This window comes from Corynebacterium sp. UMB8791 (assembly GCF_054166365.1).
In genome coordinates this window covers 18,083-42,673 of sequence record NZ_JBSZCG010000020.1, presented here as the reverse complement: position 1 = coordinate 42,673, position 24,591 = coordinate 18,083, and the positions used below count along the sequence as shown (strand labels likewise).

The window sequence follows — 24,591 nt, the reverse complement described above, 5'->3', positions numbered from 1 at the left end:
GATGTCCGGGTTGCCGTTGTTCGACGCGTTGTTGTTCGCGTTATCGGTGATGTTGACCGTCGGGTTCGCGTTGTTGGTCACAACAACGTTCGGGTTGCCGTTGTTGTTGCCGTTGTCGGAAATGTTCACGGTCGGGTTCGCGTTGCCCGTGATGGTGACGTTGCCGTTGTCGTGGACCTTGGCGTTATCCGTGACAACGACGCTGACCTGCGGGTTGCCGTTGTTGGAACCGTTGTCGGAGATGTTGACGGTCGGGTTGGCGTTGCCGGTGACGGTGACATGGCCGTTGTTGTTGCCGTTGTTTTCGATGCGGATCGCGCCGTCTTCAACCTTGACGATGCCCTCGAGCGCGCCCTTCAGGCTGCCGAGCAGCCCGCCGCCCGAGCCGCCCTTGCCGTCCTCGCCAGAGCCGCCGGAGCCACCGCCGCCGAGGAGGCCGCCGAGCAAGTTACCGATAGCGCCGCCGATGCCACCGGTGCCGCCGCCGATCAGGCCACCCAGGATTGGGCCGAGGACGCCACCGATACCCTTCGCGATTTCCCCGCCAGTGGTCTGCGGGTTGGTGGCGTTGATGCGGATGGTGCGCTCGACGGTGGAGGTGCCGTCGCTAATTTTGACTGGCAGGTCGAACACGCCCGGGGTGAAGGTAGCAGGTGCGTTGACCTGCACTTCACCGTTGAGGTTGGTGAAGGACCAGAGCGGGTACTTCGCGCCGCTGCGCTCAATCGTGACGTTCTCCGGCAGGGTGAGGCCCGGAACCGGCTTCACGCGCTGCTTCTCGAAGTCGACGGAGTAGATCTTGCTGAAGTCCGGCAGGTCGCCTTCCCACTCGGCGGGAGGCATGGTGTCGGTGAGCTTGACCTTCAGGGTGCCGGAGTACGGCTCGCCTTTCTTCGGCGTGATGGTGACCGGAATATCCGCGCTACCAGCCTTGATGGCGTTGTTGAAGGTGATCTTGTTCCACGGCTTCCCGATGGTCAGGTTGCCCTCCGCATCGACGGTCACCGGCCAGCGCGTGGTGCTGTCCCAGTAGGTCGACGCGATCTTGTCGCCGGGCTCGAGCTTGGCGTCCGGCACAGGCACTGTTTCTTTGTTCCAGAAGTTCTCGGCCTCGTAGGTCTTGTCGAAGTCAAACTTCGGCGCCTCAGGGGCTGGAGCTTCTTCGCTTGTCGACGGCCCCTCCGACTCGGCTGGTGCTTCCGGTTCGGAAGACTCGGATGGCGCCTCCGGCTCGGAGGACTCTGCTGGTGCCTCGGACTCAGCCGTGGTGGTTTCCGGCGTGGTGGTTTCTGCCGAGGTCGTCTCCGGCGTGGTGGTTTCCTCCGCTGGCTTCTCGTCCTTGACGGTGATCTTCAGCGTGGCTTCGTACGGCTCGCCGGTGATCGGAGTGACCTTGATCGGGATCTCGATAGTCTTTCCGACCTTGCTGCTGAACGCCAAGCCGTCGTCCGGGCGCCCCACGGTCAGGACGCCGAGGTCGTCGAAGGTCACCTTCCACCGGTACGTGCCGATCGTCGTCCAGCTGTAGTAGGTCTCTACCTTGTCGCCAGGGTTCAGGGCGATGTCTTTGAGCTTGACCGAATCAACGTCCCAGAAGTTGACCTCTTCTGGCGTGTCGAAGTCGGATGCCTGCGTCGCCACTGTCTGGGCGTGGGCTGCGGGGAGGTCGGACGTCGAAACGCTGACGAATGGGGCGACCAGCGCGATGGAAAGCGCACCGGCAGCGATGGAGATGCGCTTTGTGCGCGTGCTGTATGCCATAAACTTGTCCTTTGCTCAAGAGCGAAAACGCTGCACTGGACCTGCAGTACAGGTATGTCACAGATTGATATCGTTTCTGTCCAGTAAAACTTAACATTCTCACCCCCGCCCAAGGCGAGGAACGTAAAGGGATAGGCAAAACATGCAGGTAGTTCGCTGAACAAAAAGGTGCGCTATTCCACCTCCGGGGGTAAGTGCGGCTACGCTTGCAATGCTTGACTTGGCAGGAAGCGGTGAGGTGAAAGGACGTGGAGATGAAGATCAATGACCCCGAGCAGCTCTACGAGCTCGAGCGGCGGCTGGAGGACCACGACCCTGAGATAGAGGAGCTGTCGGAACTTCAGGAGCAGCTGAAGCACGTCCGCCTCAAAGACATCATCGCGATGATTGAGCGCACCGATGTCACAAACGGTGCGAAGATTCTGCGCCTGCTGTCGCCGGAGCGCTCTGCGGTCGTCTTCGACGTGCTGGACCCGGCGCACCAGGCAGACATGGTCACCGCACTTGGCGACGAAGCCGTCGTCGGCTTCTTCGACGCCCTCGGCGCCGAGGACCGCGTGGCCCTCCTCGACGAGCTTCCTCCCGAGGTTGCCGCCCGCCTCATGCACGAGCTCGACGAGGACGACCAGCGCGTCACCAACGTCGTCCTCGGCTACGAGAAGGGCACCGTCGGCCGCACCATGTCGCCGGAGGTGCCGCTGGTCACGCCAGAGATGACGGTCAAGGAGGTCGTCGATAATCTCCGCGAGAACGTCGACAGTCTGGAGACGATCTACACCGTCCCCGTCACGGATGCGCACCGCACGCTCGTAGGCATCGTTTCTTTACGACGCCTCTTCCAATCCCACGCCAACCAACCCGTTTCCGAGGTCATGCGGGAAGCGCAGTACGCCTACGCCTCCGACGAGGCAGAGGACACCGCGCGCTGGTTCCTGTCGTCAAACTTGCTGGCGCTGCCGGTCGTCGATAATGAGCACCACCTGGTGGGCATATTCACATACGACGAGGCCCACGACATCGTCGAGGAAGCAGACAGCGAGGACACCGCCCGCCTGGGTGCGTCCGAGTCCCTGAAGCGCCCGTACCTCTCAACGCCGGTGCAGGCCCTGGTCAAGAGCCGTATCGTCTGGTTGCTGGTGCTTGCGGTCTCCGCGATTCTGACCGTGCAGGTGCTCGGTATCTTCGAGGACACGCTTGAGAAGGCCGTCGTGTTGTCCTTATTTATCCCGCTGCTGACGGGTACCGGCGGTAACACCGGCAACCAGGCCGCCACCACCGTGACCCGCGCGCTCGCGCTCAATGACGTCCGTAATCGCGACGTGGCTAAGGTGGCGTGGCGCGAAATGCGGGTGGGTATGCTGCTCGGTGCCGTGCTTGGCACGTTGGGGTTTGTACTGGCAGGGCTGGTGTTCGGGCAGTCGGTGGGCATTGTCATTGGGTTGACGCTGCTGCTGGTCTGCACGATGGCCGCAACCGTGGGCGGCGTGATGCCAATCATCGCTAAGACCATTGGCGCCGACCCAGCCGTGTTCTCCAACCCGTTCATCTCTACGTTCTGTGATGCCACCGGTCTGATTATCTACTTCTTTATTGCGAAGGCGGTTCTGGGCATCTAACAGGCGTTTTGCTGCACTCGCAGTTTCGGTGTAGAGTCTCTTTCGTTGCTTACAAGGCAGCAAAACACCGCGCCCGTGGCTCAACGGATAGAGCATCTGACTACGGATCAGAAGGTTGGGGGTTCGAATCCCTCCGGGCGCACCAAATAAAACCCCAGTCCACCGCGTGTGGGCTGGGGTTTCTGCTTTATTCTTTGAGGCGGTGCCAAAAGACGCACCCCTTGAAATCTAGGCCTTTGCTGACCTGTGTGTATATTGGTCACGTTTTCTCGAATTGCGTCTCTTGGCACTCATTCCCTCATCGGCAATCAGCGAAATGTGGAAACAAAGGGGGACCCCGCTGCTCTCAGCTTTTTGCAAGGTTTGCCCGGCGTGTGTTGGGGGTGCCTGATTGATTTGGACTAAGGGCGCAGGTCGGAGGGGGCGTTGATAATTGGAGCGGTGCGAAGAGGGGATTTGCGATTCTTGCGCTGCATATATGTAGCTCTTAGCTTGAGTTGACGGTGGTAAACGACGTATATTTGTACAGATTACTTAGGAGAAGTCTGTGCGCTTGCTCCTAGGCTTCGAATTTCTCTCAATAACGTACGAATCAGGAGACCATAATGACCGGAAACGGTAAGTCCGGACGCGGGCTGTTTTCCAGCATTCGCAAAGCGGCCGTTGCTACGGCGACCGCTTTCTCTTTAGCTATCGGTGGGATGGCCGTCCCGGCGGTGAGCGACCACGCCGCCGAGGTGGCGCTGCCGTCGGCGTCGGCAACTGTTATCACTGATTTGCCCATTCAGCAGGCAAAAGTGACTAAAAAGGGGCAGCGAAAAATTTCGTGGGCGATACAGTCTGTAGGGTCGGCGCGATATCCAATCCCTATCTCCGGGTTTTTTACAATCACTCCTTGGCTGGAGTCCAAAAAGCCGATCGTGCCGATCGGTAAGGTAAAAGTCCAGATCAAGCAGGGTGCTGAAGTTGTTGAGACTCTAGGCGAGTTTGATTTTCCGATCACCTCTGACGGGAAGTCCTATAAGCTTGATCTCTCCTCCAAGTGCACCACCTCTTCGCCTTGTTACCTCCCACAGTCTGACGTCCACTCATTGTGGATTGAGTCTGCGAACGATCTCGATCGAAAGCTCTTGGGAAGCTTCGAGCAAGGTCGCCTTCAGGGAGGCTTTGGGCACCGTGAAGCTGAGGAAAAGAAACCAGAAGCCCCCAAACAAGGTTGGGTAGCGGGCCTTGTACAGGTACCGAATGGCTACTCGGCCTCCGATGTTGACCTGAAGATTGATGGGCGCCCAGTTCAAGTTGGTGGCAACGGCTGGTTTGTGAGCGAGAAGTTCAATGCTGGGACGTACGGCTGGGAAGCTCGCCTGAACGATAAGACTTCAACGTCAAGCGGTAGCGTTACAATCAGTGCTGACCAGCAGTCCTACCTCAATATCAAACTTGAGGAGCGCAAGGGGACCGTTTTGGTCCATATGCACGATCGTCATGGCTACCCGCTGTGGAACACGGGAGGTAGCCTGCAGATCAAACGTACCGACCTTGGCCCGAGTAACGGAGCTTCAATTGGTCATGGGAATTGGTCGTCGACTGAACTAACCGGAAGCTACGGCGACTACCAAATTTGGTACAGCGGCTCGGATGAGTACTTCCCTACATCAGCACAGTCGTTCAAAATCCCAGGGAACCGGCCAAGTGAAATCAGGTTCTACCTGCAGCGCAAGGAGGTAAGCGGTAGGGTTTACCTGCCGTCTGGTTACTCGTTCAATGCTGCGCAGGGGCTTACCCTCACAGTGTTTGACCAAAACAAACGCGAGGTCCGGAAGGTATCTCTCCTGGACTCTGGGGATTACAAGATTCAGGGTCTGGACAATGGAAGCTACCGCTTCCAGCTCTCTGGTGACTACATCAATACCGTTTCACGAACGGTGAATATTAGTAACCGTACGATCGACGGAGTTGACTTCCGACCAACGTTGAAAGAGGCCCGCGCTAAGGTAGAGATCCAGGTCCCAAGCAACGAGAACTTTGATGGCGGAAAGATTCGCCTGAAATACAACAATCAGACTTGGGGTGACTACCCATACAAGAATCAAGCAGGATACGACCTCGGTGTTGTCAACCCAGGTGAGGTATCCGTCCAGCTGATCGACCGGAACGGAAAGGTCGTAGGCAGCGGTTATGAGTTCGTGCTTCCAGGCGAAACTAAGATTGTGCGCGCCACAGTGTCCAAGACGCTGGCTTCCTACCAGGGCGTGGTGCTTGACCAGTTCGATAAGCCAATTTCTGGTGCCACGGTCTCTGTAAACGGCAAGAGCGTGAAGACGGACGGTCGCGGCCAGTTCGTTGTTGCAGGCGTGAAGCCCACTGCGACAGTTCAGGTCAAGGTCGATGCAATTGATAACTACACCTACGAACTGAATACGTCAGTGCCTGTCAATAAGACTGAAGGCGGCAAAACCTACGATCTTCCTGACCCGCTGAAGCCGAACTTTATGACGAAGGAACTCCTTCTCCAGTTCCTCGGCGGTGAAGAGGGCGCTGCGGGCGTGACGTGGGAAGTCGCTCCGAGCCCGAACCATAAGAAGGCAAACGGGGCTGAAGGACGTAAGGGCGTCACTGATAAGAACGGCTTTGTCCAGCAGGTGCTGTACCCAGGCACCTACGATCTCAAGCTGACTTCTCCGAAGGGCGACCTGGGCGACAAGTACACGTTCGAAAATGCTCCTCGAACCGTCACGATTGATCCCAAGGATGGCATGCAAGTCCAGGAGATCACGCTGAAGAAGAACCCAGGCGAGATCAACGGTCGCGTCATTTACGACGATGGCAAGCCAGTGGTGAATGCCGAAGTTCGAGTTGGCAATGAGACGGTTCGTACGAACTGGAACGGCTACTACACCTTTAACAAGGTTGCGGCCGGGGCTGATTTGGTAACCGTCGCTGCCGCGAGCGATGGCACCTACGCAGAGGCATCGCAGAAGTTCTCGGCGCTCAAGCCAGCGGAGAGGAAGACTGTCGAAGACATCAAGGTAGACCGAGCAACCTCACGCATCGAAGGCACCGTCCGCATCGACGGGAAGCCTGCTTCGGGTGGTGTCTCGGTGGAAGCAAAGGGCCAGAACGGCGCGTACGTCGACTTCGGTGGCGTTGACTCGAGCGGTAAGTTCTCCTTTGCAAATACCGGTTCCGCGAAGCTGCTGCCAGGTAAGTACGAGGTCACGGTCCGAAACTCGGGTGATGGTCGCTTCGACGAGACGACCAAGTCTGTCACCGTCAAGCCTGGAGAGCCTGCAAAGGTTGAGTTCGACCTCAAGGAAAATCGCGCTCCAATTGTCGCGACCGTCCGTAATGAGGCCGGTGAGCCAGTCAGTGGCGCTAAGCTGACCCTCAAGGGCGTCGACACTACCTGGACCGAAGGCGAGCGCGGCGTGTATACCTCAGGCAACCTGCCTGCTGGTGAGTACATCGTCCAGGTTGAGGCAAACGACATTCATGGTTCCACACACGGTAAGGTCACAGTGAGGTGGGCTGCAGGTGGCCGTGCTAACTACACCGTCACCCGTAACCCGGGCACCGTCACGATTAACGTCACTGACGATGCAGGGCAGCCAGTAAACGGTGTGAAGGTGCGGCTTAAGGGCACACAGTCTGACGCTTACAAGACGCAAATCAACAAGGACTTGACCACCGCAAACGGCAAGGTCGCTTTCGATAAGGTTCCAGTCGGTACCTACAAGGTCACCATTGACGACTCTGCAGCATACGACGAGGCCCAGGCTATTGAACTCAAGGTCGATGCAGCGGGCAACGTCGTTCGCGATGTGAAGCTGCGTCGTAAAGATGCATCCATGACGGTCCACGTCATGGATGAGAAGAGCCGTGCTATCGCGTCACCAGTCATCAAGCTGATTGATGAAAACGGTGCAGAGACCAAGGGCACCGGTGACGTGAACGGCAAGGTCGAGTTCAACGAGCTGCGCCCAGGTACTTACACGATTGAGGTTGAGCCGACGGATCGCCACAAGGGCGGATCGAAGTCCGGCGTCACCATCAAGCCTGGCACCACAGCAGCTGATAACAAGGAATTCGTCAGGGTGACCAACGAGTCCGCGACGGTGATCGGTACCGTCGTCGACGAAAACAAGCAGCCAGTTGCTGGCGCCACCGTCAAGGTGACGAACGAAGGCACGCAAGAAGTCACGACTGACAAGGACGGCAAGTTCGTCGTCGAGGGACTCAGCGAAGGCAACGCAACCTTTGAGGTCCCGAAGACTGGCGAGTACACCGGTAACAACCTCACCGTGAACGGTCTGCTGCCAGGTGATCAGAAAGAGATCACCATCGAGGTCACCCGAGACCTTAAGCGCCTCAACGGCTCCGTGCTTGACGACGGCGGCAATGCCATCGAAGGCGTCGAAGCACAGTTGATCCAGAACGGTGAGGTAGTAAAGACTCAGACCACCGATAAGTCCGGTAGCTTTGCATTCGACAAGATGGAGCCGGGTACCTACACGGTGAAGGTCGATGAGACTGACACCCACCTCGCTGGTGAGAGCGAAAGCTTCGAGGTCGTGCTTGGCCAGGGTACGGATCCTGTCCAGGTCTCCTTGCAGCGCAAGCCAGGCAGCATGAAGGGCAAGGTCGAATTCTCGAACAACAAGGTTGTCGACGGCGCCGAGATCCGACTGGTACCGGAGTCCGGCGATCCAATCGATCTGGAATTCAACAACGAAGGCAACATTGCCGTGCCAGAGCTGCCAGCAGGTACGTACGATGTTGAGGTCAAGTCCCCGGACAACTACAAGCGCGTAAGCGTTCCGCCACTGACGGTCTACCCAGGCAAGGAAGCTGACTTGGGCGTGATTAAATTCATCGCCGAGATCGGCGACGTTGCAGGCACTGTCCGTGACGAGAACGGCGAGCCTGTTGGCAAGGTCAAGATCAAGCTGCAGCGCGCAGGCCAGCAGCCGATCGAATCTGAATCTGCCGAAGACGGCACGTTCTCCTTCACCAAGGTCCCGGTGGGCGATTACACGGTTGACGTTGTGCAGCCGGCGAAGTTCAAGTCGGTTCGCGGTCTGACCGCCACGGTGAAGCCTGCAGAGGAAACGGCTCTTGACATCACCCTCGAGACGAAGCCGACGAAGGGCACCATCAAGGGCAACGTTGAGGACGAAGCCGGTGAACCGGTCGCGAACGTTGGTATCTCGCTCGAGCCGACCTCCGGCAAGGGCAACACCATCGACGTCAAGGTCGCCGAAGACGGCACATTTGACGACGCCACCATCCCAGCTGGCTCCTACAGCCTCAAGGTGACCCAGCCTGTTGGCTACGAACCGGTGGACAACATCCCGGTCAAGGTCGACGCAGGTAAGGAGCGTGTCGTCCCGACCATCACGCTGAAGAAGAGCGAGGTGGAGGCCGAAACCGGTAACTTCATCGGTGGTGTCTACGACAAGGCGACGAATGCTCCGCTGCCGCAGACCGGCCTGGTCCTTGTTGGCGACGCTGGACGCTACCCGGTGGCTATTAACGCTGACGGTTCGTTCCGCCGCAACGGCATCCCAACCGGTAACTACCAGTTGAAGATCGCGCAGCCGGAGGGCTACCTCGAGCGCGCGGACATTACCGTTGTCATCGAGACTGGACTGGACAACTACGCCCAGGACATCAAGCTGGAGAAGATCCCAATTGAGAACACCCCGACCACAGGTACCCTGCAGGGCAACGTGCTCGGCGTCAGCGAGGGCAATCCAGTCGAGCAGATTGCTGGCGCGAAGGTGAACATCCTCCGCCTCGGTGGTGGATCTACGCAGGTCACCACGAACGATTCCGGTATCTTCACCGCTTCCGGTCTCGAGCCGGGCGAGTACGTCGTCCAGGTGGAGGCACCGGAGGGCTTCAATACGCCGCGCTACGAGCGTGTCGTTGTCGAGGCTGGCAAGACGAACGGCGACTTGCGGGTCTACCTCGAGCGCAAGCCGACGCCGAACCCGAAGCCGGGTGCAGCACCAGGCACGATCAGCGGCTGGCTCCTTGATGACGGCAACTACCCAATCAAGGGCGGCACGGTTCGCATCAAGGGCACCGCAAAGAACAAGGACGGCAGCCCACGCCTTGACGAGGACGGCAAGCCTATCGAGACACTTCCAGCGGTGAAGATTGGCAAGGACGGCTACTTCACCACGGATCGCCTTGAGCCAGGTGAGTACACCATTGAGCTCGACGTCCCAGATGGCTGGCCAAAGCCGAAGGGCTGGCCGAAGAAGGTTACTGTCACTGAGGACAAGGCGATCGAGCTTGGCCTTGTCAGCATCAAGGCACCGCGAAGCAACGTCGAAGGCGTTGTTGACGACGGCTCCGGCAACCCAGTCGAGGGCGTCATCGTGACCGCGACCGACCCGCGTGGTCAGACCAGCGCGGTCGCGACCGACAAGGACGGCAAGTTCGTCTTTGACAAGGCGCTGCCGGGTACCTCCACCATCGAGGTGTTCACCCCGCAGGGTATCCAGAACGTCGACCCAATGTACGTTCCGGTCAAGCCTGGTCAGGACGTTGCAATCCCGGGCGTCCACCTGACGGAGAAGCAGCTCAAGCTGAGCAAGCGTGTCCGCGGGTACGATGCCGACGATATGGACAGCGCCCCGATCCTCCCTGAGGACTGGGACCTGATCTACGGCTTCGTGATCACCAACGAGACCGACGAGATCATCAAGAACATCACCCTGGATGACCCATTCCTGGGAGATGCCAAGATCACCTGGCCTGAGGGCTGGGAGAAGCCAGAGAATCGCTCCTTGGAGCCGGGCGAGCACGTGTTTGCCTCCGCGAAGATTCCGCCGCAGAAGGACATGTCCGTTGTGAACAACATCGCGACGGCCCGCGGTACGGGCAGCAAGGGGCAGATGGTGGCGTCGACACCTGATAACGCAGTGGCAAGAATTGGTTCTGCCTCTGTGGAGAAGAAGGTCAACGCACGGTTCGGTGTGGATAAGAACAAGCCAGTGTCCCTCGATGTGGATGAAGACATGTACTTCACCTACGAGATCATGAACCGTGGCGCCGCACCGATGTACAACGTCACCCTGACCGACGAGGTCTGTGAGTGGAAGGAAGGTACGAGCGAAGACGATTCCAACGACTGCAAGCCGATGGAAATCGACCTGCCGAGCGACTGGAACCGCACCCTGCTGCCAGGCGAGCGCGTCTTCCTCACCGCTGCGCTGCCACCGCTGAAGCCAGGCACCCGTCACCACAACAAGGCGCTGGTGAAGGCCGACCTTGACCAGCCGCGTCGTAGCCCGGGTATTGAGGAAGAGAAGGGCATCTACGAGGAGGACCCACCGTCAATCCTGACGGTTACCCCGAACAAGAACTCGTGGGGTAACGCACACGTGATTGTGTCTGAGGGCAAGACCCCGAAGGGCTACATCGATGGTGTGCTCAGCGGCCTGCCGGCTGGCCTGCTCACGGAGGCGAAGGTTGAGCTCATCTCGGAGGACAACAAGACCTCCCTGAGCGCAACCGTCGACGGTAACGGAAAGTTTGCCTACGGCAACGTCACGCCAGGCAAGTACAAGCTGCGCGTGACCAACCCGTCCGAGGACGTCATGAAGATCGCTGGCGAGTACGGCATCCCGTCCGAGAAGGCAGCCAAGGGTGGGAAGATCACCACCAAGCTGTTCGAGGTCGAAGCAGAACAGCCGACGGACCTCAGCATCCAGCTGGTGAAGGCGGAAGTTCCGAAGGAAGGCAGCTCCCTTGGACGCTGCATTACCGAGACCTCGTCTGCATCGAACCCAGCGATGTACCTCATCCCGCTCGGCCTGCTGGTCGGCGCGATGGCGGGCAGCCTGGTCATCTACGAGGACCAGTTCAACGCCGTGGTCAAGCAGTTCAACCAGGCGATGCCGCAGCTCGCAATCGAGCGTCCGGCGTGGATGAACCAGATTAGTCTTGCCCCCGTGGGTCCTTACCGGGGTTGCAACGGTCGGTGGTGACGTCAACGCTGACGGCACCAACTCAGGTAACTGTGGGTCGGTCATGAACAAAACCTCCTATGGATTGACGTTCACAACCATCCTGGCACTAAGGGAAAACAAGGAATCTGGTGCGCGCGCTACATCCTCGGCAGCCGCACGCCCGGAATCAGGTCCGCGTACGCCGCACCGCCGAACCCAAGCGCCAGCAGCAGCGGCAGGATCAGCCACAGCCAACTACTTGCCGACGACCCCTTCGCCCCACTCGCAGCCCCTTCCGTCTGCTGCGTTGGTTTGGCCTGCTGCGTAGTTTCCGGCGCCTGGCTAGTTGTCCGCGGCGCGGAACTTCCCGGCCTCGTCGCAGGTACCGAGGTTGCTGCGGACACCTCGGTGGTTGGCTTTGCGGCTTCAGTTGTCCGCGGGGCGGACTGCTGGCTCGAAGGGATTTCAGTCGGGGTTGTCCGCGCGGCGGAATCTTCAGCGGCCGGCTCTGTCTCCTCCGTTGTCCGCGCGGCGGACACCTCCGAGGTTGGGGCAGCCGTTGTTGCTGGTGCTGTGGTTGCCGCGGACACCTCGGTCACGGTCGTTGGTGAGACCTCAGCCTCGGGTGCTTCAGCCTCGGATGCCTCATCCTGGGGCGACTCGGACGGCTTGGTTGTCTCGGCTTCAGGCTTGTTGATGTACTGCTGCAGCAGCTTCTGCAGATCGAGCATGTCCTGCTCGAGTTTCTTTGCCTCGTCGAGGTTGTGGGTGAGCTCGTCGATATCGATTTGATCTTCGGGTTCGGCGGAAGTGTCTGCAGGTTCAACGCTTTCGGAAGCTTCGGGTGTCCGCGGGGCGGACTCTTCCGGAGCTGAAGTAGACGTTGTCGCTGGTGTTGAGGTTGCCGCGGACTCCTCCGAAGAAGTCTCGGGGGATTCGGGCTCAGCATGAGCTTCGGATTCCGACGGTTCCGGAGCTGCTTCAGATTCCGACGGTTCCGGTGTCCGCGGGGCGGACTCCTCGGTCGGCTCGGCAGCCGCAGAAGGCTCTACCGTTGCAGAAGGCTCGGCAGCCTCGGTCTCAGAAGCCTCTGTCTCCGCGGGCGCGTTCTTCAGTTCCTCCAGCGCGGCGGCTTTGTCGGCGATGCGTTTGGTGGCGTCGGTGATTTCGTTGTCCACGGCGCGGAGGGCGCGTTCGAGGGTCCACTTGTCGGCGTTGTGCCAGAAGCCGGTGAATGGGTTGCGCTCTTGCCATCCGGTGAGTGCGGCGAGGTTGGCTTCGATGTTGGCCTTGCGGTGGGTGGCGGCTTCGAGGGTGCTGTTGGCGAACTCGAGCTGTCGAGAAGCGTCGTCGATGTTGGTGGGGGTGGTGGCGTCGTAGCGGTCGGCGCCGTGGCCGTCATGTGCAGGGGTTTCCGCTTCGATGGCTTCGAAGAGTTCGATGGAGCGGGTGATGTTGTCCAGGCGGGCTTGTTCGAGGTCGAGTTTGGCTTTGCGGGCGTCGCGACGGTTCTTCAGGCCCTCGAGCTCCTTGGTGTTGGAGGGGGCGAGCCAGCTGAACCAGCTGGAGTCGACTTCTTTTTTGTGTTTGGTGTAGGCGGAGTCGGCTTCGTCGAAAAGTGCTTGGCGCTTGGCCACTGCCTCCTGCTGCGCGGTGATGCTCTCAAGGGCTTCGCGCAGGTTGGTGGGCAGGGCGACGGGTTTGATGTCGGGTTCGGGGGCGTCTTCGTAGGCGGATGGGTCTTTGCCGTTGAAGTCCTCGAGCTGCTTCTTGGTCACGGCGAGTGTTTTGCGTGCGGCGTCGAGGGAGGTCTTGGTGGTGCGGACGAGGAGTTCGGCGGAGTCGACGAGCAGTTTCTGCTGGTCGTACTCGGCTTGCTTGGCCTTCTTGTTCTCCTCGCCGATGGCGAGGACGACGCCCCAGCGCTTCATCTCGAGGACAGCCTGCGCGCCCTTGAGCGCCAGGTCGGCTTTCCATAGCTGGGATTCGAGTTCGGCGACTTTGGCTTCGCCCTTTTCGACGAGCCCCTGCAACGCCTGCCCGCCGAGGCCGAGGAGGCCTTGCGCTTCGGCGTAGTGGGCGGTGGGGTTGATGGTGGCGGGGACGGTGACGGCGGTGCCGGTCAGGGCGACAACGAGGGCGCCGGAGGTCAACTTGTGCATGCGCAAAGTTTAGGGGATAGACCTCTCGAAGTGCTACTTCTGTGTAGCGGCGAGTGCCCCCGTGAGTGCGCCGATGGCGGTGTCGATGATGTCGTCGCGTTCGGGGGCGGGGCAGCTTTCGTCGACCCAGTCGATGCAGACGGCGTCGAGGAAGCCGAGCATCCCGGATGCGGCGCGTGCGGCGTGCTCGTCGTCGCGGCCCAGCAGGGAGCACAGCGTTTCGACGGAGGCGTCGCGCATCTCAATGCGCAGGTTGATTGCCTCGGTGGGTTCGGCGCCGCCGCGGCGACCGGCCAGCCACACGAACGGGTGCTCGGCGACGTGGTTGAGGTAGCGCTCCAGGGTGCTGCGCAGAGCCTCGTGGGTGTCGGTGTTGGGGTCGAGGTGGTCGTCGAAAAGCGGCTGGGTGTGTGCCTTGAGGAAAGCGGTGTAGAGCCCTGCCTTGGATTCGAAGTAGTGGAAGAGGAGGCCTTGGGACACACCGCAGGCGTCGGCGATGTCCTGGGTGGAGACTTCCACGTAAGGTGTGGTGGAGAAGATGTCCGTGGCAGCGGCGAGGATTTCTTCCTGGCGTTGCTCGACGCTGAGCCTCCGTCGTGGTTGTGTCATGGACACCACCCTACAGTACTGAGCTTTGCTCAATAGAAAGTGTGAGGAACTTGTCCACGTCAGACATTATCTGGTGGCACGTCTACCCGCTGGGCGCCACGGGCGCACCGATCCGCGAGGAGCACGACGAAGCGCCGCGCCTGCGGCAGCTCGAGCCCTGGTTGGACTACCTGATCGAGCTCGGCTGCAACGGGCTGCTGCTCGGCCCGATTTTCAAATCGGTGTCCCACGGCTATGACACGCTGGACCACTTCCAGATCGACCCCCGCCTGGGCACCAACGAGGACTTCGACCACCTGATGGCCGCCTGCCGCGAGCGCGGCATCCACGTGATGCTCGATGGCGTGTTCAACCACGTCGCGCGCACCCACCCGCTGGTGGCGCAGGGCCTGGCCGGCGACACGGACTGGGAAGGCCACGGCGAGCTGGCCACCCTCCACCACGAGGACCCGCGCGTGGCGGACCTGGTCACCGACGTCATGTGCTACTGGCTCGAACGCGGCATCACGGGCTGGCGCCTGGACGTGGCGTACTCGGTGCCGCCGGAGTTCTGGCGCACCGTGCTGGCGCGCGTGCGCGAGCGCTTCCCGGACGCGCTCTTCCTGGGCGAGGTCATCCACGGCGACTACGCCGAGATCGCCGCGGCGGGCACCCTGGACACCGTCACTCAATACGAGCTGTGGAAGGCCCTGTGGTCCTCCATCAAGGACGTGAACTTCTGGGAGCTTGACCACGCGCTGGGCCGCCACCGCGACCTGTGCGAGCACATGGTGCCCAACACGTTCGTCGGCAACCACGACGTGGACCGGATTGCTTCGAAGGTGGGGCAGGACGGCGCGCTTGTGGCCACGGCGCTGCTCATGGCGCTGCCCGGCATGCCCAGCATCTACTACGGCGATGAGCAGGGCTTCGAGGGCCTGCGCGGGGAGGGCTTCGCCGCCGACGACCCCGTGCGCCCGCCGCTGCCAGCCAGCCCCGCGGAGCTTTCGAGTCTGGGGCAGTGGATCTTCGAGGAGCACAAGAAGCTCATCGCTTTTCGACGCCGCCACCGCTGGCTCGAAACCGCCACCCTCGAGGTGACCGACAAAACAAATGAGGCGATCACCGTGGCGCTCGAATCCGGTTCGGAGCGCGCGACGGTGACCGCCTGGCTCGACCCCGCGCCGGGCGTGCGCATCACGTCCGGGGGCGAGACCTGCTACGAGTGGTCTGCTGTCTAACCGCTAGAACGGCCTAGAACGGCAGGGAGGAACCCGGTGCGTACTTGGCCAGCAGCTCCCGGGCAATGACGGACAGGTCCGGCAGGCGCAGCGTGACCGCGCCCGCGACCGGCATGTCGAAGGTGGGCACGTTGGCGGGTGCCAGCGTGATCACAGGTGTGCCCTGCGGTGCGGGTGCGGGGGCCGGCTGGGCATTCTGCTGGGCAGGCTGCGCTGGCTGCGCGTTCTGCTGGGCAGGCTGCTGCTTATTTGCAGGCGCGCCCGTGGTGCCGCGCAGGCCGCAGCGGTTGGCGGCTTCCTCCACGCGGCCGAGCGCGGCCTGGATCTGCGGGCCGCGGCGGTCGAAGGCTGCGATGGTCTGGGCCTGGCGCTTCTTGGCGTTGAAGTCGGCGTCGTTGGTCCAGTAGCGGGATGCCTGATCGCAGGAGATCTGGCCTGCGGGAAGCTTTGCCAGGGCGTCGTCGATGGCGTCAGCGGAGGCCACGCCGGTAGAAACGGTGGCGGCCATGAGTGCGGTGAGTGCAGCTGTGCGAATTTTCATAGCCGCCAGTATGTCACATCAGCCCCATCTGTCACACCCGGTTAGGCGTCGAGGAAGCGCCGAATCAGGCTGCGGTAGGCGTCCACGGTGAGGTGAACGTCCTCGATATCCACGTATTCGTCGTGGCCATGCAGCAAATCCAGCACCTGACCCAGGTGACGCTCACGGGCGTGCATCGCAAATCCGTAGCCCACCCCGCCCTTGCGGCGCGCGAAGCGCAGGTCCGAGCCGCCGGCGGCGATAGTTGGGACCACCACGGCGTCGGGGAAGAACTCGGCGTAGGTCTCGCAGATCGCCTGATAGAGCGGCGAGTCGGTGGGGGAGATGGTGGCGTCCTCGGTGATGAGGTGCTGGATCTCCACCTCGCTGGCCAGGTCGCCGAGCGCCGTGCGCAGCTGCTCGTCGATCCACTCCTGGCTCTGGCCGGGCAGCGGGCGGATGTCCAGCTCCATGTAGGCCATGGACGGCAGTACGTTGATGGCCTCGCCCGCGCGCAGCACCGTCGGTGCGATGCTCAGGTGGCTCATGGCGTGCGAGTAGCGCGCCAGGTCGCCGAGCGCCTCGTAGCCTTCGCCGCGCAGCAGGGCGGCCTCGGTCTCGGGGTCGAATTTCCAGGCGCGGATGTAGTCCGGCCACGGCTGCTCGGTGGTCACGGAGGGCTGCACCGACGCGATACGGCGAGCAACCTCACCAATCTTGGTGACGGCCATGTCGCGGTCGTGAGGGGCGGAGCCGTGGCCGGCGTCCCCGCGCACCACGAGGCGGCGCTGGGCCGCGCCCTTCTCACCAATCACCACGACGATCGCGTCCGAGCCGTCGCGCACCGGCAGGTGGGAGCCGCCCTCCTCGGAGAGGCAGTTCTTCCAGCTGAACGGCTCCGGGTCGAGCTGCGAGAGGTAGCCGGCGCCGAGCCCGCCGCGCGCCTCCTCGTCCGCCACGCCCACGAAAGTCAGTGTGCCGCGCGGGCGTTTGCCGCTCAGGGCCACGTCGCGGGTGGCGGCGGCCATCGCGGCGGTGATGTACAGCATGTCGGTGGCGCCGCGGCCGTAGAGTCGGCCGTCGATAATTTCGGCGCCGAAGGGGTCGTGCGTCCACTGCTCCTTATCGACGGGCACTACGTCCGTGTGGCCGAGCAGCGTGAGGGGCTCCGCGGAGGGGTCGGTACCCTCGATGGTAAACGCGATAGACACCCTCCCATCTGTGGGTTCATACTTTTGGATGCGCACGGGAGCGCCGTCGAAAAACGATTCGAGCGTGGCCGCGTTGCGGTATTCTCCCCCCGAAGTTGGGGTAAGGTCGTTGACACACGTATTTTGGATAAGGGTTCGTAAGAGATCCACTGTTGCGCTATGTAGGTTCATGTCTGGCATATTAGGTGCTTTTGTGGGCATCCAGAGAGGAGTTGGTGTCGTATGGCTCGAAGAGAACTCAGCCAGGACCCCCGCGCTGTGAAAACGCGGAACGCGATCATCAAGACAACTACCGAGTTGTTGAATGAGCACCGGGTTGAGGACATCACGGTGTCCCAGATTGTGAACGCGGCAGGGATGAGCCGCCAGGTTTTCTACGAGCACTTCAAGGACCGCGACGCCGCCGTCAAGGCAGCAATCCAGCGCGCGCTGGCCCCGGCGGTGAACGATTACATCGAGACGTATAAGAAGACCGGCGAGATGCCTCCTGCGCTGGAGGCGCTGTTCTCGCAGCTCGCCGAGGTTCGTTGCCTCTTGAGCCACGTGATTAACGGCCCGGCCCACGCCACGCTGATGGCTTGCTTTACAACGCCCGAGATGCCAATGCTGCACGACATGGTGACGGCGATGCGCGCCGAGGTCGTCCCGATGACCGACGAGGAAGCTGCCGACGTGGCTTCTTACCTGTGCTCCGGCGCGTTTTCGATCTTTATGAAGTCGGCGACTGAGTCCGAGAATTACGAGGAAGCCGTCAAACGCGCAATGAGCGTGTTCGGAGTGTTCGGTAGGGCAATGAGCTTGCCTCAGTGAGGTATCCTGCATTCATGACACCACGTGAACTTAGTATGGACCCGCGCGCGGTTCGTACGCGCACGGCGTTACTGAACGCAACGAAGGAACTGCTGCTCCATTACCGGGTGGATGAGCTTTCGTTGTCCCAGATTGTGAAGTACGCGCAGGTCAGCCGCCAGGCCTGCTACGAGCACTTTCACGACAAGGACGCGCTCATCCTGGCTGCGGGGTGCGACATTTGCCTCCCTGCCTACGAGTCTTTCGTCAATGACATCGTGATCGACGAAACGTACCCGGACCAGGTGGCGCGGCTGGTGAAGCACCTCGAGCGCTACGACAAGGCGGTCAAGCATCTGATCAACTCCTCGGTGCACGGCCATCTCAACGACAAGATCTGCAACATTCTGGCGGACGCCTACCTGAAGAAGATCTACACCCAGATCGAGTCAGGCGAAGAAATTGCTCTGACGGAGGAAACGCTGCGCGACACGGCCCGCTTCATGGCTGCCGGAACACAGGACATCCTGATCGACGGCATGCTGCGCGACCGCGAGCATGAAGAAACCGCGCAACGCGTAGAAAACGTTCGCGCGGCATTAGATCTCGTGATCGGCGCGCTGCGCGCCACCAGTGGTGGGGCAGCGGACGAGCAGTAGCATCGCTATCCTCGCTGGGGAGCTGGGGCGCCGTCTTCTGCGGCGTCCCAAATTTTTTCGTCCAGGATGCCTTCGCGCTTCGCCACGATGGCGGCGACGACGGCCTGGCCGGTGACGTTGACGGCGGTACGTCCCATGTCGATGATCGGCTCGATGGCCAGCAGCAGGCCCACGCCAGCCAGCGGAAGGCCCAGGGTGGACAGCGTCAGCGTGAGCATGACGGTCGCGCCGGTGGTGCCCGCGGTCGCCGCGGAGCCGAGCACGGCCACGATCACGATGAGCAGGTAGTCCGTCGCGCCCAGGTCGAGGCCGTAGAACTGCGCGACGAACAGGGCCGCGATCGCCGGGTAGATGGAGGCGCAGCCGTCCATCTTTGTGGTCGCGCCGAGCGGCATGGCGAAGGCCGCGTACTCGCGCGGCACGCCCATCGACTCCTCGACGGTGCGCTGGTTCACCGGCATCACGCCCATGGAGGAGCGGGTGACGAAGCCGAGGGTGGTCACCGGCCACACGCGGCGGAAGAAGCCACCGACCGGCACCTTATTGACGGCCAGTACCGCCGGGTACAGCACGAAGATCACGAGCGCGAGGCCCACGTAGATCGCCAGCACGAACTGGCCGAGATTGCCCAGAGCCTCCCAACCGTAGGTGGCCACGGCCTTACCGATGAGCGCCGCCGAACCGATTGGGGCAAGGCGGATGATCCACCACAGCACCACCTGGATGACCTCCAGGAAAGAGGCGGAGAACTGCAGGAACGGCTCCGCGGCCTTGCCCGCCTTGATGGCGGCCACGCCGATGAGCAGAGAGATCACCAGGATCTGCAGCACGTTGAAGTTCACCGAGGCGCTCGTCTCCGAGACCTTGACACCAAGCCCGAAGAAGTTCGACGGGATGACGGTGTTCAGGAAGCCGAGCCAGGAGCCGGAGCCGCTTGGTTCGGCGGCGGAGGAGGCGTCGACAGACGAGTTCGCGCCGGGCTGCATGACGGTGCCGACGATGATGCCGATGATCACCGAGAAGAACGCGGTGATGGCGAACCACAGCAGGGTCTGCCAGGCAAGGCGCGCGGCGTTGGTGACCTTGCGCAGGTTCGCGATAGAGGTGACCACCGCGGTGAACACGAGTGGCGGGATGAGTAGCTTCAGCAGCTGCACATAGGCGCTGCCGACCCAGCTGAGCGTCTCGCTGAGCCAGGTGATGTCGTTGGCCGCGGCGATGAGCCCGAGGATGAGGCCGATGATCAGGCCGGCGATCACTTGGGCGCCGAACCCGGTCATCCACTTTGGAAGGTGCATGAAGCTCTCCAGGTGTAGATTTATAGACTAATCGGTATTAAACGAAGCTAAATTCTACACCTATCCTCTAGAAACGCGTCAAATCTAAACTAGACAGAGCGGTTCACGTAGCACTTTATCCAGTGCAACCGCGCGCGCGATGTCCCGCACGATCTCGCGGTGCGAAGGGATCATGCGCAGCTTCGGGGCGCGCTCGGCCTCGCTGACCACCGTGCGCGCGAACGTGGCGGGCGCCTGCGGGTCGTCGATGAAGGCGCTGCCGGCGACGACGACGGTGCTGGGGGTGTGGGCGTCGGCAAGCGTGGCCACGAGTGAGCCGAGGCCGCGTGCGCGCTGGTCGAGCGCCTGGCGCGTGGCCGACTGCTGCTCCGCGAGCGCGACGACCTCCTGCAGTGACTGTACTGCCGACTGTCCGATGGCGTTGAGGAGCCCCTGCGTGGTCAGGTGATCGCTGGCGACGTCGATGGCCATCACGCCGGTCGGGGTGGACATTGCGCAGGCCAGCGAGTCGTCGGCGAACAGCGCCATCACCGGCGGGGTGTCGATGTCCAGGCTCGACTGCATTTCCGAGCCGACGATCGCCTGGCTGATGGAGACCACCTCGACGGGCACGCCGAACTGCTCCCGCATCTGCTGGCGGATCGGTACCCCGTGCCAGCCGAGGTTTGCCGCGGTGACCTCGCCGTCCTCGTTGACGGTGCCCGAGGTGGTCACGCCGACGGTTGCGAGCGGGCGGCCCATTCCGGCGCTGAGGCGGTGTAGCCCGGCCATGATGTGCTGCACGAAGTCATCCGGGCTCATGTGCGCGACGGGGATGTCCACATCGATGCTGCGCAGGGTGCGCCCCTTGAGGTCGAACAGCGCGATGTAGGTGCTCAAGGTGCCGACGGCCACCCCGGCGTACAGCGAGTTCGGTTCCCCGAGCTCGAGTGGCATGGTGGGCCTGCCCCGGCCGGTGGACTCGGACAGGTCGCCGCGTTCCACGATGTAGCCGGAGTTTGCCAGCGCGGTGACGGCGCGAGTGATGGTGGGCTGCGAGAGGCCGGTGGCTGCGATCAGGTCGCGTCGCACGCACTGTTCCTGCAGGCGAATGAGGTGCAGGCACTTGGCGGCGGGGGTTGTTGGGTGATGGAACGCTGTCCGTGTCGCAGGCATGTGAATATATGTACCGGTAGTAGACCGCTTTGTCCAGTTATCGAGCTAGAGTGGGCCGTTTCAGTAGACAATGCGGTTTGTATGGGGTGTAGAGGTGCACGTTCAGCGTGTCCCTCGGTTACACTGCCTACCCATGACCAATCCTTTGCTTGAGGAGCACGCGTCCGAGTCAGAACGCGAGCCTTCGCTACTCGACGCCACCTGCGAAGACTTTCTCTACGACCTCGCCGAGCTGATCCCTACCCTGGCAACGGAGATCGGCCTCGAAGGCCACGACTGCGACCTGCAGGACTTCAGCCCCGAGTACTACGGCGAAGTCGCCGACCGCATCCGTGACGTCGTCGCCGATGTCGACGCGCTCAACGACTCCACGGACGCCTCCGACGACGAAGACGACTTCGACGACGTCGACAACCTCACCGCTTCGCTGCTGCGCGACCGGATGGCATTCAAGCTGGAGCTGCACCACCAGGGCGAGGACCTGCGCCAGCTCAACAACATCGATTCGCCGGTGCAGACCATCCGCGACTCCTTCGCGCTGATGCCGAAGGTGAGCAAAGAGGACTTCGAGCACATCGAGGCGCGCCTGTCCAAGGTGCCGGCGGCGCTCGCGGGCTATCGCGCGTCGCTTTCGGAGGCGGCGTCGGCAGGCAATGTGTCTGCGTACCGCCAGATCGAAGCCGTGATCAAGCAGTGCGGCGACCTCGCCGATGGCGACAGCGTCTTCGACCAGCTGGGCTTGCCGGAGGACTCGGCCGTCGTCGAGAAGGCGAAGGCTGCCTTCGACGAGATGGCCACCTGGCTGTCCACCGAGCTCGCGCCGCACGGCCGCCATGATGACGCCGTCGGCCGCGACCGCTACGAACTCTTCTCCGAGTTCTTCTTGGGCCGCGACATCAACCTCGACGAGGCCTACACCTGGGCCAAGGAGCAGCTGAAGGAAACCGTCGCTGAGCAGCGCGCGCTCGCGCAGAAGCTCTACGGCCCGGACGCCACCATCCTGGGCGCGTACAAGCGCCTCAACGAGGAGGAGCGCTACACCCTGCGCGGCACCGACGCCCTGCTGGAGTGGATGAACTCCGTCAACGAGCAGGTCATGCGGGACCTCGACGGCGTCGACGTCACCATCCCGGAGGGCCTGCACAAGGTGGAGTGCGCGATTGACCACGCCGGTTCCGGCGGCATCTTCTACACCCCGCCGTCCGACGACCTGATCCGCCCCGGCACCATGTGGTGGTCAGTGCCGGAGGGCCAGGAGGTGTTCCACACCTGGCAGGAGCTCACCACCGTCTTCCACGAGGGCATCCCGGGCCACCACCTGCAGATTGGCACCGCACTCATGCAGCGCAACGACCTCAACCTGTGGCGTCGCACCGCGTGCTGGAACTCCGCACACGGCGAGGGCTGGGCGTTCTACGCTGAGGAGCTCATGGGGGAGCACGGCCACTTCGACGACCCAGGCTTCCGCATGGGGCTTCTCGACGCCCGCCGGCTCCGCCTCGCCCGCGTCATGATCGACATCGGCGTCCACCTCAAGAAGGCCACCCCGGACGGCACCGGCGTGTGGGACGCCGCCTACGCCAAGGCGTTCCTGCGCGACAATTCCGCTATGCCGGAGTCCCACATCGCCTTCGAACTCGACCGCTACCTGGGCTGGCCGGGCCAGGCACCGAGCTACGCCATCGGCTACCGCGACTGGTGCTCACTGCGCGACAGCGCCCTGGAGCAGGGGATGACGCTGCGCCAGTTCCACGACAAGGCGCTCAAGCTCGGGTCGATGCCGATGGACATGCTGGCCCACGAGGTGCTCAACCACCACGACTAGCCTGCTAGCCGTCGCGTTTGCGATTCTGCCAACTGACCAACTTCGGCAGGTAACCCGCGAACAGCAGGATGCAGATCAGGCGGATTAGCTGGACCGCCACTACCGCCGGGCCCACCCCGCCCTCCGCGGTGAGTGCCAGCACCGTCTCGAGTGCGCCTGGCGTGGTGGCCAGGTAGCCTTCGTAGAAGCTGATATTCAGCCACACCGCCAGTAGCCAACCCAGTCCCGCGCAGGCTGCCATGAGGGCGGCGATGTAGACGATGGTGATCGGCAGCAGGCGGGAGAACTGCTTCAGGGCAGGTACGGACAAGCCGCCGCCGCACGCCCAGCCAATGCACAAGAACGCCGCGATGTTCAGCGGTTCTGGCGGCACGATGACCACGTCCATGAAGGAGCCGACCACCGCGGTGACGATCATCGGGCCGAAAATCGATGGGTTCGGGATGTGCAGCACCTTCGCGATCGGCTGTCCAACCGCCACCAGCGCCGGCACCAGCAGCCACATCCACCAGTAGGGCTCCAGGTGCTCCGTGGCGGAGGCGTGCTTGGTAGTGAGCAGCCCCGCCACCACAGGTAGCGTCATCGACACGACCAGCAGGCGCAGGTACTGCGTGAGGGCGACGTAGCGGACGTCGGCACCAATCTCCTTCGCGATGACCGGCATGAGCGACGCACCGCCCGCGAGCAGCGACAACACCCCGGTTTCCTGCGAGATTCCCTTGCGCGCGAGCACCGCGCCGCCCACGTACGCCAGCCCGATCATGCTCGCCGCAGCCAGCAGGCCAGGCAGCAGGAACGGCAACAGCGTCTTCGGCGGGATGCCCACCAGCGGCAGCGCCGCCAGCACGCCGATCACGCCGCGGGTGCATGTGAACAAGAGCTCGTTGATGGGGAGGTCGCGCCCGCTGCGCAGCGCCACCGCGCCCGATGCGACGATTGCCCCGAGGATCCACGCGGCCGGAAGGTGCAGCGCGCTGAACGCCCAACCGAGAGCAATTGACACCGGGACGACCACACACCAACGAAGCATGGCTGTTGATACTACTCTTTAGCGCATGATTGTCGTCCTGCTGATTGCATCACTGACCGCCGGCTGGATCGACGCCGTCATCGGCGGCGGTGGACTGGTGCTCATCCCCGTGCTGATGTCTACCACCGGCATGCCTGCCGCCGCCGTCCTGGCGACGAATAAGTTCGCGGCGTTTACCGGCACCTCCTCCGCCGCGGTCACCATGGTGCGCAAGGTCGGGGTTCCGCGCTGCACGTGGGGCTTCGCGCTCGCCGCGATGTCCGCCTCCGCGGGCGGTGCGCTGGCCGTCGCGCTCGTCAGCGACTCCGTGATACGCCCACTCATCATTGTGTTACTGCTGGCAGTGGGCATCTTCGTGGTGTGTAAGCCCTCGTTTGGGTCGGAGGGCAACCGCATCATCACGCCGCGCCGGGTGGCGCTCGGCGTCGCGGTGGCCCTGCTCGTCGGTGGGTACGACGGCGTCTTCGGCCCCGGCACCGGCATGTTCCTCATCATGGCGTTTACTGCCGTGTTCTCTCAGACCTTCCTGGAATCCGCGGCGATGGCAAAGGTCGTCAACACCGCGACGAACATCGGCGCGCTCGGCGTGTTCATCGCCGGGGGCTACGTGGACTGGTCGCTGGCAATCGCGCTCGCCATCGCGAACGTGATCGGCGCGCAGCTCGGCGCGCGCACCGTGCTGCAGGGCGGGTCCAAGTTGGTCCGAATCGCCTTATTGACGCTCGTAGTTGTTCTGTGCGCGCGGCTTGGGTGGCAAGAATTCATGCAATAATGG

General features: G+C 62.3%; 14 protein-coding genes, 1 tRNA gene and 1 pseudogene. 8 read left to right on the top strand and 8 right to left on the bottom strand.

Annotated elements, in window-relative coordinates; all coding sequences use genetic code 11:
* Positions 1-1,761, bottom strand: a pseudogene (locus tag ACXIUA_RS00500) (hypothetical protein); the annotation flags it as partial.
* Positions 1,762-2,015: 254 nt separating this feature from the next.
* On the opposite strand from ACXIUA_RS00500, the gene mgtE reads away from it, so the two are divergent.
* The 3 genes from mgtE (at position 2,016) to ACXIUA_RS00485 (ending at position 11,377) form a co-directional block, all read left to right on the top strand.
* Positions 2,016-3,377 carry a magnesium transporter gene (gene mgtE / locus ACXIUA_RS00495; protein ID WP_070363292.1) on the top strand — a complete coding sequence of 454 codons (1,362 nt, stop codon included), beginning with the start codon at positions 2,016-2,018 and terminating at the stop codon, positions 3,375-3,377.
* A 69-nt stretch (positions 3,378-3,446) separates the two neighbouring features.
* Positions 3,447-3,522 (top strand) — tRNA-Arg (locus ACXIUA_RS00490).
* Positions 3,523-3,982: 460 nt separating this feature from the next.
* Positions 3,983-11,377, top strand: coding sequence for a carboxypeptidase regulatory-like domain-containing protein (locus ACXIUA_RS00485; protein WP_457975889.1), 7,395 nt, complete (start codon positions 3,983-3,985; stop codon positions 11,375-11,377).
* A gap of 119 nt (positions 11,378-11,496) precedes the next feature.
* Here the strand turns inward: ACXIUA_RS00485 and ACXIUA_RS00480 are convergent, their stop codons facing one another.
* The gene (locus tag ACXIUA_RS00480) at positions 11,497-13,500 is read right to left on the bottom strand and encodes a hypothetical protein (protein WP_457975888.1); all 2,004 of its coding nucleotides are present in this window, start codon (positions 13,498-13,500) and stop codon (positions 11,497-11,499) included.
* Positions 13,501-13,533: 33 nt separating this feature from the next.
* Complete coding sequence (locus tag ACXIUA_RS00475) at positions 13,534-14,109, bottom strand: TetR/AcrR family transcriptional regulator (RefSeq protein WP_070479017.1); 576 nt, start codon at positions 14,107-14,109, stop codon at positions 13,534-13,536.
* 50 nt (positions 14,110-14,159) lie between these two features.
* Between ACXIUA_RS00475 and ACXIUA_RS00470 the strand changes: the two genes are divergently transcribed.
* Positions 14,160-15,329, top strand: a complete 1,170-nt coding sequence (locus ACXIUA_RS00470) for an alpha-amylase family protein (RefSeq protein WP_070363322.1) — start codon at positions 14,160-14,162, stop codon at positions 15,327-15,329.
* Positions 15,330-15,342: 13 nt separating this feature from the next.
* On the opposite strand, the gene ACXIUA_RS00465 is transcribed toward ACXIUA_RS00470, so the two are convergent.
* Complete coding sequence (locus tag ACXIUA_RS00465) at positions 15,343-15,870, bottom strand: hypothetical protein (RefSeq protein WP_070363321.1); 528 nt, start codon at positions 15,868-15,870, stop codon at positions 15,343-15,345.
* 41 nt (positions 15,871-15,911) lie between these two features.
* Positions 15,912-17,231, bottom strand: a complete 1,320-nt coding sequence (locus ACXIUA_RS00460; protein ID WP_070363628.1) for a M20/M25/M40 family metallo-hydrolase — start codon at positions 17,229-17,231, stop codon at positions 15,912-15,914.
* A 51-nt stretch (positions 17,232-17,282) separates the two neighbouring features.
* On the opposite strand from ACXIUA_RS00460, the gene ACXIUA_RS00455 reads away from it, so the two are divergent.
* Both ACXIUA_RS00455 and ACXIUA_RS00450 read left to right on the top strand, forming a co-directional pair.
* Positions 17,283-17,870 (top strand): TetR/AcrR family transcriptional regulator, encoded by a 588-nt coding sequence (locus ACXIUA_RS00455; protein WP_070479015.1) that lies wholly within the window; start codon positions 17,283-17,285, stop codon positions 17,868-17,870.
* 14 nt (positions 17,871-17,884) lie between these two features.
* Positions 17,885-18,508 (top strand): TetR/AcrR family transcriptional regulator, encoded by a 624-nt coding sequence (locus tag ACXIUA_RS00450; RefSeq protein WP_083290935.1) that lies wholly within the window; start codon positions 17,885-17,887, stop codon positions 18,506-18,508.
* Between the two features lie 5 nt (positions 18,509-18,513).
* Here ACXIUA_RS00450 and ACXIUA_RS00445 read toward each other — a convergent pair whose 3' ends face one another.
* Complete coding sequence (locus ACXIUA_RS00445; protein WP_070363318.1) at positions 18,514-19,806, bottom strand: dicarboxylate/amino acid:cation symporter; 1,293 nt, start codon at positions 19,804-19,806, stop codon at positions 18,514-18,516.
* A gap of 84 nt (positions 19,807-19,890) precedes the next feature.
* Positions 19,891-20,961, bottom strand: a complete 1,071-nt coding sequence (locus ACXIUA_RS00440; RefSeq protein WP_070363317.1) for an ROK family protein — start codon at positions 20,959-20,961, stop codon at positions 19,891-19,893.
* Between the two features lie 133 nt (positions 20,962-21,094).
* Here ACXIUA_RS00440 and ACXIUA_RS00435 point away from each other — a divergent pair, with 133 nt between their 5' ends.
* A complete protein-coding gene (locus tag ACXIUA_RS00435) occupies positions 21,095-22,786 on the top strand; it encodes a DUF885 domain-containing protein (RefSeq protein ID WP_457975887.1) in 1,692 nt (563 codons plus the stop codon).
* A 4-nt stretch (positions 22,787-22,790) separates the two neighbouring features.
* Here ACXIUA_RS00435 and ACXIUA_RS00430 read toward each other — a convergent pair whose 3' ends face one another.
* Positions 22,791-23,816: an AbrB family transcriptional regulator gene (locus ACXIUA_RS00430; protein ID WP_457975886.1), complete on the bottom strand. Its 1,026-nt coding sequence runs from the start codon at positions 23,814-23,816 to the stop codon at positions 22,791-22,793.
* Between the two features lie 25 nt (positions 23,817-23,841).
* On the opposite strand from ACXIUA_RS00430, the gene ACXIUA_RS00425 reads away from it, so the two are divergent.
* Positions 23,842-24,588 carry a TSUP family transporter gene (locus tag ACXIUA_RS00425; RefSeq protein ID WP_457975885.1) on the top strand — a complete coding sequence of 249 codons (747 nt, stop codon included), beginning with the start codon at positions 23,842-23,844 and terminating at the stop codon, positions 24,586-24,588.
* Positions 24,589-24,591 lie beyond the last annotated feature (3 nt).

Bases quoted from the DNA above. Each gene is read 5' to 3' on its own strand.
- ACXIUA_RS00440 (WP_070363317.1), bottom strand. From the start codon at position 20,961: ATGCCTGCGACACGGACAGCGTTCCATCACCCAACAACCCCCGCCGCC.
- ACXIUA_RS00465 (WP_070363321.1), bottom strand. From the start codon at position 15,870: ATGAAAATTCGCACAGCTGCACTCACCGCACTCATGGCCGCCACCGTT.
- ACXIUA_RS00450 (WP_083290935.1), top strand. From the start codon at position 17,885: ATGACACCACGTGAACTTAGTATGGACCCGCGCGCGGTTCGTACGCGC.
- ACXIUA_RS00460 (WP_070363628.1), bottom strand. From the start codon at position 17,231: ATGAACCTACATAGCGCAACAGTGGATCTCTTACGAACCCTTATCCAA.
- ACXIUA_RS00485 (WP_457975889.1), top strand. From the start codon at position 3,983: ATGACCGGAAACGGTAAGTCCGGACGCGGGCTGTTTTCCAGCATTCGC.
- ACXIUA_RS00430 (WP_457975886.1), bottom strand. From the start codon at position 23,816: ATGCTTCGTTGGTGTGTGGTCGTCCCGGTGTCAATTGCTCTCGGTTGG.
- ACXIUA_RS00445 (WP_070363318.1), bottom strand. From the start codon at position 19,806: ATGCACCTTCCAAAGTGGATGACCGGGTTCGGCGCCCAAGTGATCGCC.
- ACXIUA_RS00435 (WP_457975887.1), top strand. From the start codon at position 21,095: ATGACCAATCCTTTGCTTGAGGAGCACGCGTCCGAGTCAGAACGCGAG.
- ACXIUA_RS00480 (WP_457975888.1), bottom strand. From the start codon at position 13,500: ATGCACAAGTTGACCTCCGGCGCCCTCGTTGTCGCCCTGACCGGCACC.
- ACXIUA_RS00475 (WP_070479017.1), bottom strand. From the start codon at position 14,109: ATGACACAACCACGACGGAGGCTCAGCGTCGAGCAACGCCAGGAAGAA.
- ACXIUA_RS00455 (WP_070479015.1), top strand. From the start codon at position 17,283: ATGGCTCGAAGAGAACTCAGCCAGGACCCCCGCGCTGTGAAAACGCGG.
- ACXIUA_RS00425 (WP_457975885.1), top strand. From the start codon at position 23,842: ATGATTGTCGTCCTGCTGATTGCATCACTGACCGCCGGCTGGATCGAC.
- mgtE (WP_070363292.1), top strand. From the start codon at position 2,016: ATGAAGATCAATGACCCCGAGCAGCTCTACGAGCTCGAGCGGCGGCTG.